Annotated in this window: 5 protein-coding genes; 2 read left to right on the forward strand and 3 right to left on the reverse strand. The window is 54.8% G+C overall.

Annotated features, from left to right (window positions below; translation table 11 throughout):
* Window positions 1-28: 28 nt before the first annotated feature.
* Together VK738_14585 and VK738_14590 are read right to left on the reverse strand one after the other, a co-directional pair.
* Window positions 29-895, reverse strand: a complete 867-nt coding sequence (locus tag VK738_14585) for an IclR family transcriptional regulator (GenBank protein ID HTD23883.1) — start codon at window positions 893-895, stop codon at window positions 29-31.
* A gap of 247 nt (window positions 896-1,142) precedes the next feature.
* On the reverse strand, window positions 1,143-1,442 hold the full coding sequence (locus tag VK738_14590) for a CHAT domain-containing protein (protein ID HTD23884.1): 300 nt from the start codon (window positions 1,440-1,442) through the stop codon (window positions 1,143-1,145).
* Window positions 1,443-1,488: 46 nt separating this feature from the next.
* Here VK738_14590 and VK738_14595 point away from each other — a divergent pair, with 46 nt between their 5' ends.
* Entirely contained in the window at window positions 1,489-3,051 is a 1,563-nt protein-coding gene (locus tag VK738_14595; protein ID HTD23885.1) for a cobyric acid synthase, read from the forward strand.
* Here the strand turns inward: VK738_14595 and VK738_14600 are convergent, their stop codons facing one another.
* Window positions 3,052-5,226 carry a winged helix-turn-helix domain-containing protein gene (locus VK738_14600; protein ID HTD23886.1) on the reverse strand — a complete coding sequence of 725 codons (2,175 nt, stop codon included), beginning with the start codon at window positions 5,224-5,226 and terminating at the stop codon, window positions 3,052-3,054.
* Between the two features lie 242 nt (window positions 5,227-5,468).
* Here VK738_14600 and VK738_14605 point away from each other — a divergent pair, with 242 nt between their 5' ends.
* Window positions 5,469-6,248 (forward strand): retropepsin-like aspartic protease, encoded by a 780-nt coding sequence (locus VK738_14605; protein HTD23887.1) that lies wholly within the window; start codon window positions 5,469-5,471, stop codon window positions 6,246-6,248.
* The last annotated feature ends 470 nt before the right edge of the window (window positions 6,249-6,718 follow it).

Genomic DNA, 6,718 nt, shown 5'->3' on the forward strand with positions numbered 1-6,718 from the left:
TTCATGCACTAATATAGTAATGATTTCCTTATGCGTTGACCAATTGCGGGCGAACGGTCTTGAAACGCTTTTCGTCCTCCTCGGTGCTCTCTAAGGAGTCATGGTAGCCGAGATCTTCCGACAACACATTAGCTGCCGCAATTACCGATTTGGCGACAATCGGGATTTTGTAAGCGGGCAGGCGAAACGAAGGTCCTGAAACACTGATCGCGGCCACCGGGTCTCCGGAGGCATTGCGAACGACGGCGCCAACGCAACATACACCTTCCTCGTTCTCTTCGTTGTCTACGGCATAGCCGAGTTTGCGTACCTTCGCCAATTCGGACTTGAGTTCACTTAAAGAACCGATGGTTTTTCGCGTGAGAGGACGCAAGCCATGCTTGTGCACGGCAGCTTCAATTTGTTCCTCCGGCATGACAGCCATCATGGATTTTCCCACGGCAGTGCAAAAAGCTGGATGCCTGCGTCCCACAGTTGAAGCCAGCCGAACACTGCGGGCGGGCTCTACTTTATCTACGTAGACCACTTCACCATTGTCATAGACGCAGAGGTGAACGGTTTCATCGGTATCGCGGACCAACCGTTCCAGAATAGGACGCGCACGTTCGCGCAAATCAAGCTGCGAGACAGCCCTGGTTCCCAACTCGAAGAGCTTCATCCCAAGACGATACGTACCGTTTTTTGAATTTCTCTCGATGAGCTTGTGTCCTTCAAGGACCATGATGAGACGGTGGGCCGTGCTCTTATGCAAATGGAGCAGGCTGGAAACCTGAGCCAGCGTGAGATCAGGTCCTTCTTGCGAAAGCACTTTGAGAACGGCCAGCGCGCGATCCAATACCTGAATTTGATAAGGGGACTTGTTCTGACGTCTGGTTTTACGATGCGGTACGGTCATAAGAGCATTTTACCCTTTAAAATCTTGAGGATGCGTTCGTTGTATGTAATTTTAGCTCCAGCCACGCAAACTTGATGAACGATTGTTACTAAAAACAATCGTTTAGCGCAACTTATTTGTTTATGTTGTGAAGTAAGTTAACAGGGGGAGATTAACGTTAATTAACGTCCCGTGGCTTGAGAATCCTCGGCCAAACCCAGGATTATCGGGGTCGCCAGTCAGGTAAAAAGCCGCCCAATAATAATAATTAAGGATGCGCACTTCTTTGGTCATTTCGCACCGATGCCGTCGCCTGACGTAAGGCCTCATCTTTGACCAATCCCCTGCGTAAGTTTCGGTGAAACGCAACCATCAGAGTCAGGGTGCTCTGGTCGTCCGCCGTCCACGGGCTGGCTATGATTGACCGCGCCCCGGCATATTGCGGGGCGCGCGTAAGTCCGATCAGGTCCTCACCGGCAATGGCTTGTCCTCGTCCGGTGTCACAGGCGGAGAGCACGACCAACTCGGCCCTGAGCTTGAATTGGCTGTAAATCTCCCAAGCTTGCAGAACACTGTCGTTGTCGAATGTAGAATTGGTTGTTCAAGCCTTTATTATGAGTGCACGCTCTTTAATGGTGCTGGGAACAGCATCGCACGTTGGCAAATCAATTCTTACTGCCGCACTTTGCCGCATTTTCATGCGCTCGGGGCTGCGGGTGGCGCCGTTCAAAGCGCAAAACATGTCGCTCAACTCGGCAGCGACTGTTGATGGGCTCGAGATCGGGCGCGCTCAGGCGCTGCAGGCCGAAGCTGCCGGCATTTTTGCTACGGCCGACATGAATCCCATACTGTTGAAGCCGGAGTCGGATTCATCCTGCCAGGTCATTGTGCAAGGCCGCATTTGGAAAAAGTTATCTGCCGGAGAGTACCACCTGAATCGCGTGCAAGAGCTCTTTCCGATTGTGGTTGAGAGCTACCACCGGCTGGCAGAGAAATACGACCTTGTCATCATGGAAGGTGCCGGGTCTCCTGCAGAGATTAATCTGAAAGACGGAGATATCGTCAACATGCGAATGGCAGCAGCCGCTGATGCTGCCTGCCTGCTGGTGGCAGATATTGATCGTGGGGGAGCCTTCGCGTCTCTGCTGGGCACCTTGGAGTTGCTTGAGCTTGAAGAGCGGGAACGGATACGCGGCTTCGTGATCAACAAGTTCCGCGGCGATTTGAAATTACTCACTCCCGGTATTGTGGAGATGGAAAAGAGACTGAGAATACCTTGCGTGGGCGTGGTCCCTTATATTCCTGATTTGGGCCTGGATGAGGAAGATAGCGTCAGCCTGGAGTCGAAATACGGGACTTTTCAGTCTGCCGAGTGGGAGCAAAAGGGTGAAAGAGAAGGGAAGGCACGGAAGCTTCGCATTGCCGTCGTCGCACTTCCTTATCTCTCAAACTTTACAGATTTCGATGTACTCGCGGCCGAGCCAAGCGTCTCTTTGCGATTTATCCGTGAGCCACAACAACTTGAACAGGCAGATGTAGTCATTTTGCCTGGAAGCAAGCAAACCATCCAGGATTTTCGCTGGTTCAAAGATTCGGGGCTCGCAGATGCGATTCTTACTCACCGGGAGAATAAGCTGATTATCGGCATCTGCGGGGGAATGCAGATGCTGGGATTAACGGTCGAGGATCCTCACGGTATGGAGGGTGGCGGCCAAATCAAAGGCTTAGGGCTTCTGCCGATTAATACCGTCATGAGCAAAGAGAAGGTTACGGCACAGGTTACTGCCCGGCTGACCTTAGACCAATTGTTTGGTATACCGACGCCTGAGCGGGAGGCTTTGGGATATGAGATCCATCTTGGCGAAACCGATTATCTAGGCGGCGCACAGCCTCTCTTTGAATTGCGGCGTGTTCATGACGGCAATACTGTAATTCAAGACGGAGCCCAAAGTGCTGATGGCTGCATTTGGGGGACATATGTGCACGGTCTCTTCGATTGTGATCGCTTTCGCCATGCCTTTTTAAAGAATGCACGGATTGTGCGCGGGCTCGAAGCTGACGGCGATTTTGTTTTTGTCACAGCAGAGCGCCGGAAGAGAATCAATCGCCTGGCGGACCAGGTTGAGAGCGCGCTTCATATGGATATCATTGGCGATTGGATTGATCTGCCGGATTAGCTATCTTCTCAACTCCAGCATCCAAATGTTGGAGCGGTTCTCGGCATACTCATAAACAATCGCGTTGCCGGCCGGGGACCACTCTGGATAACGTACAAAATGGTTAGGGTCGGTATAAGGAGTCAGTTGTTTTTCCAGCTTGCTGCTGGTTGAGATCCACCATATATTCCAGACGCCATTACGGCGGCCAGCAAACACGATCTTGTCGCTGTCGGGCGACCAGCCGTTTGGCCAGCTATCACCTCTGGCTGTGGTCAGTTGCACCGGCTCCTGGCCCGGTTGCATGAGGTAGATATAGGTATCATCGCCGCGCCGGGCTTCCAGAGCCAGATATTTTCCATTGGGCGACCAGACAGGAAAGCCAGAGAGTTCACGATCAAAGGTGAGCTGACGCGGAGTTGGGTCATCGGGCGACACTGTCCATACGTTGGGCGTGCCGCTTTTTCCCGAGGTGAATGCGAGCCGCTTGCCGTTGTCTGCCATACTAAAGAACCCTCCATCCTGCCTCAACCTTAAGACGCGCTCGCGAGTTGCGGTATTCACATCAACTTTCCAGAAGTCCAGGAGAACGCACCCCTGGGCATTACAGTCGCGATCTTCAGGCTTAACGCCGTTAAAACACTCAAACTCTTTCCCGCTGGCAAGCCATTTCGGTTCCAGGCAGCTCTGCAGCAGAAGGTTGGCGTTGGCGCCATTCGCGTCACTGATCCAAACGCCGCCATCCTGATCGGAGCTGAATACGTCGAACAGCAGCCGCCGGCCATCTGGGGAAAACGACGGATTGGCCTTGCGAAAGCGCGTGTCACTGGTAATCGCGACCGGAGGTCCTGCGGGTTCAGCGGCCGACATCGGCAGGGAATAGAGGTTGCTGACTGTTGTTACGCTGCTGAAGGCAATCTTGCGTCCGTCGGCGGAGATCGCCAGGTCGCGGCTCATGGCGGGAAGCGTGGCATAGATTTTTCTGCCCAAAGGTGCGACCGTATGACCGAAGATCGGAAACTGCCAGATTCCAAAGTTCGTGGCGCCGCGAACTGCGGCCACATACAGGCTTTTTCCATCATGGGCGTATATCGGGTTATAGAAATTTCCGCCGTAGGTAACCAGCTTTGGATCGCTTCCATCCGTCGCAACGCACCATAACGCCGTTCCCTTGGTGAGAGAGCCGGTGGTGAACGCAAGATATTTTCCGTCGGGAGACCAGGCAGGAGAATTATGGCCGCCGCTGGGTACATTGGGCTGGGTCACCTGCCTCCGTTCTCCGTTTTGTATTTTTGCGATCCACAGGGTAGAGGGACCAACCGAAACAGCCGACATCGCAGAGAGGTCGCGTGGGGTGTCGGATTGGAAGGCGATCTCTGTGCCGTCGGGTGACCATGCGGGGCTGGAGCCGAAGGGAGTGATCTGCCGTGGCACTCCTCCCAGGGCGGGCATCACCCAGATGCCACCCTTCACCTGTGAATGAAAGGCAATCTGCTCTCCATCGGGCGACCAAGCGGGCTGGATGTTCTGAGTGCCGTCGCTGGTCAATTGCACCACGTGGCCGCCGGCGGTGAGTTGCTTCAGGTAAATCTCAAACTTGCCACCGGTATCGGAACTATAGGCGACGGTATTTCCGTCCGGGGAAAACGAAGGATATATGTCCATCCCTTCCGAGCTGGTGACTTGCCGAGCGCGAGGTTCCTGGGTGAACAGAGCCATCGATATCCACCACAACAGCCCTGCCGCCAGAATAGCAACAGCGACGACCAGCAGAGCCCACGGCAGCCAAACCCGGTGTAAGCCAGCAGCGGGTTTGATGGTTGGAGCGGGGCCGATCTCGGCACCCTTTGCGGAGGTTGGGGAACTGTAGTCACGCACGGTGACCGTAGCGACAAAGCGGTATCCGCGTTTGGGAACGGTCTCAATGTATTTTGCCGCCTTGCTATCGTCTCCCAGCACTCGACGCAGCAGGGCAATTTCACGGGTGAGTGCGTTCTCAGTCACAAACGTGCCTGGCCATACCGCCGAGAGCAGCTCTTCTTTCTCGACCAACCGTCCTCTTTGTTCCAGGAGGAAGAGAAGCACCCGGAAAGCCTTGGGTTCCACGGCAACTGGCCGGCCAGCCTTCAGAATCTCTGCATTGGCGGGGTCCACAGAGACGTCGTCGAACTCAAATATCTGGTTTTCCGTATCCATCACAATTCCATCACAAGATCTCACGCAAAAATCATGACCCCATCAAGACCATTTACCTGTGACACCGCTACCGTTAGCTCCAGCCGGTTTTCGGCCGGGAGCCATATATGGTATTCACAGGTTCAAGACGTAGAAAATGGGGCTGGCGTTTTGCAATTCTTATTGGACTCGCCATCTCCCCGTTGGTCACACGTGCGGCAAGCACTCATTCTAGCGTGCCGGTGCGGACCCTGCGAGGATATTTGGCCGTAGTAAGCGTCTCTATCAATGGCCACGGGCCATTTGATTTCCTGGTGGATACCGGAACCAATACCACGCTCATCGAATCCGACCTGGCTGCAGAGTTGGGATTGGTACCAGTAGACCGACTTTCACTCACCACTCTGACCGGCTCGGAGCCTGTGCCGCGTTATTTTCTCGAAGAGACTCGTGTCGGCTCGGCTTCCGTCACCCGTCTTGAGGCGCTCGCCGGACCGCTGCAGCAGCTCCGCAGCCTGGATCGAAACATTCGCGGCATCCTGGGCATGAACTTTCTGGCGGCGTTCTCCTTTCGCCTGGATTACGAACACCGTCGGCTGGAGATATTTGATCCTGCGGAACCTCCAGAGGTATCCGGCGGCATTCTTGTTCCGGTGGAGATTACTGAATCGCGAGTTCTGGTTCCCGTTGAATCGAAAGCCTCCCGGAGCGGCGTGTGGAAGCTGGCGCTTGATTCAGGCATCTCAGAAACCGCGATTTTACAGGACCGGCTGGCGGGAGATGTGCGGCATCATGACACCGACACTTGCATTGGCGTTTGCACGATGGTTGTGCATACAAATTCCTTCCGCTCTGCCGATGCTGCGCAGACAACCACAGACATGTATATCGCCCATTCGCCTTTGCGCCATCAACCCATCGTAGTGCTGCCAAGCGGCCCCGAAGACCAACGACGGCCGGAGGACGGACTCTTGCCAGTCTCGCTCTTTCATGCCGTGTTCTTCGATCGGGCTCACGAGAGCGTGATCTTCAATCCGCGGTGAAGCAGTTCCCAGTTCCCAGTTCTCGGTTCTCAATCCGTGCCCTGACAATCACGCGCTGGGGCTTCATTCTAAGGGCTCCGCAGGCGAAACAAGGCTGCTACGCCGTCCTCACCCCATCAAGCCAAAACCCGGCTTGCTGGGGACCCCGACTAGCAAAAAGTTCACGCGGTCCGGCGCTCACTTTTTGCTCACCCATTCTACGCGCCCACCGCCCTCGCTTCTGGGTGATGACTTTAAGAACGGACAAAAGACGCCGTGCTTGCGCACGGCTAGGACTTACGCGATACTCACAGCCCCTGCCGCTGGCTGGTTTTCAAACGCTCGGTGATACACTTCGTTCGGGAAGACGACGAATCCATGAAACCACCATCGAACGTCAAGACGCCAGCGCAATACATCGCCTCACTCCCCGCCGATCGTGCGAAGACGATCGCGACGGTGCGCGCACTCGTGAACAAGCACATTCCGCG

The organism is Terriglobales bacterium (assembly GCA_035487355.1).
GTDB lineage: Bacteria > Acidobacteriota > Terriglobia > Terriglobales > Acidobacteriaceae > QIAW01.